General features: G+C 32.0%; 1 protein-coding gene. It reads right to left on the bottom strand.

The window, feature by feature from the left end; translation table 11 throughout:
• Positions 1-113: 113 nt before the first annotated feature.
• The coding region (locus ACF91D_RS31500; RefSeq protein WP_392438660.1) for a TspO/MBR family protein at positions 114-559 on the bottom strand (446 nt) is incomplete at its 5' end.

Below are 559 nucleotides of genomic sequence, written 5' to 3'. Positions count from 1 at the left end.
AGTATATATTATCTTTTTTTAAACATTTATGGCTAATCCGCGTACCAAGCTGTGCAATAATCATTTGAACTATAAACCAGTAAAGTCCATAATATATTATCTTTTTCATTGATTTATTTCCTGTTTTTTTCTGTATAGCTTGGATTCTCTTTATTCAATAACCAGTTCCCTACAGTTAAATACGTTGCGTACGCACTCCAAAGCATGTACGGCACCAATAGTATGCCAGCAATTTTCTTCGTGTTGAAAAATTTTACTGTTGTAGTTATTACCGCCCCAAGTAACACAAAACTCTCTATCAAAGCACTAAATCTTAACTTGTATTTAAAATACAATATCGACCATAAATAGTTTAGACCTAATTGTGTATAATATATAACTTTTAAATTCTTGTCATTTGATTTATTAGTAACGATTGCATAAGCTACACCCATTGTTGTATAAAGTATTGGCCACACAATAGGAAATAGATAGCCTGGCGGTGAAAAAGGAGGTTTTACATTCTTCTTATAGTCTTTACGCGCGTTTTTAACTGCAAATTTCCCTATAAGTTTCCCAC

Source organism: Staphylococcus sp. 231237_7MaSpsaltlick (assembly GCF_043107035.1).
This window is presented reverse-complemented; position numbering and strand designations above follow the sequence as displayed.